The sequence below is a fragment of the Inhella sp. genome, from assembly GCF_027532025.1.
Taxonomy (GTDB): Bacteria; Pseudomonadota; Gammaproteobacteria; order Burkholderiales; family Burkholderiaceae_C; genus Inhella.
This window is the reverse complement of sequence record NZ_JAPZSY010000050.1, coordinates 1-1,209: the sequence shown is the minus strand read 5'-3', so window position 1 is coordinate 1,209 and position 1,209 is coordinate 1. Positions and strand designations below refer to the sequence as shown.

Genomic DNA, 1,209 nt, shown 5'->3' with positions numbered 1-1,209 from the left:
CGCAGCACCGCCGCGCCCTTGGGCAAATCGACCAGCGCCACTTTGTGGCCTTGCGGCACGCGGTCGACCAGCGTCAGGCCGTCGGCAAACACCACGCCCGGCGCCAGGCCGCCGTCATTGGCGACGATGGCGACGTTGTCCGCATCGTGCATGCGGATGTAAAGCGGCGGGCGGCTCACGGGTGCAGTCATCAGAAGTCCACGATCTCGACCCAGTTCGGGTTCTTGCCGCCAGGCTGGCTCTTGCCCGCGCCCGGCAGGCCGGTGGCGGGGTCGATGGCATGCAGCGACACGCCGTGCGAGTCCTGGCCGGTCGCAATCAGGAAGCGGCCGGTCGAGTCCACTGCGAAACCGCGCGGAGTCTTCTCGGTTGGCGTCTGGCCGACCACCGCGATCCGGCCCGTGGCAGGGTCGACCTTGAAGGTGGTCAGCGTGCTCGACGTGCGCTCGGAGCCGTAGAGGAATCTGCCGTCCGGCGAAATCTGCAGATCGGCCGCCCAGACCTTGCCGGCAAAGCCCGGCGGCACGACGGTGCTGCGCTGCAGATGGTTCATCGCGCCCTTGCCGGCGTCATAGCTGAACACGTCCACGCCGCCGTCCAGCTCGTTGATCAGGTAAACGTATTTTTGCGGTTTGTCCCACACAAAGTGGCGCGGGCCGGTTTTGGCCGGGGCGACGTTGATGAGCGCGGGGTCGTTGGCCGAAAGCACACCGGTCGCCAGGTCGAACCTCCAGCTCGAAAGGTTGTCGCCACCCAGGCTGGTGGCAAAAACGTACTTGCCCGAAGCGTCGGCATGGACGGCATGCGCATTGGGCGCGGTCCTGACGATTTGCTGCACCGCACCCACGACGCCGTCGGCGCCTATGCTGTTCACGGTGATCTTGTTGCCGCCGTACGAGGCGGCGAACAGCCACTTGCCGGTCGGGTCGAGGTCAATGTTGGCCATGCTGTCGGCCAGCGTGGACTCGCCCAGCTTCTTCAGGCCGCCCGTGGCCCCGTCGATGGCGAAGGTCACGACACGAAACGGCTGCGAGCGCAGCGCCACGTAGAGGAATTTCCTGTCACGGCTCACGACCATGGGCATGGCCGTGCCACCCACGGGCACGGTGGCCACCGGCTTGAGGGCACCCGCCGCGCGGTCCAGCTGCATCACCGAGATGTCCTGGCTGTCGGCATTGGCAACATACACCCAGGTGGCCGCGCCGGCGC

1 protein-coding gene and 1 pseudogene are annotated in these 1,209 nt (G+C 67.0%); both read right to left on the bottom strand.

Annotated elements, in window-relative coordinates; genetic code table 11:
• A pseudogene (locus tag O9335_RS07960) lies at window positions 1-191 on the bottom strand (SAF domain-containing protein); the annotation flags it as partial.
• Window positions 191-1,209 (bottom strand): beta-propeller fold lactonase family protein (locus tag O9335_RS07955; RefSeq protein WP_298386181.1); only part of this gene is annotated, 1,019 nt, incomplete at its 5' end. The gene O9335_RS07955 and the pseudogene O9335_RS07960, both read right to left, overlap by 1 nt.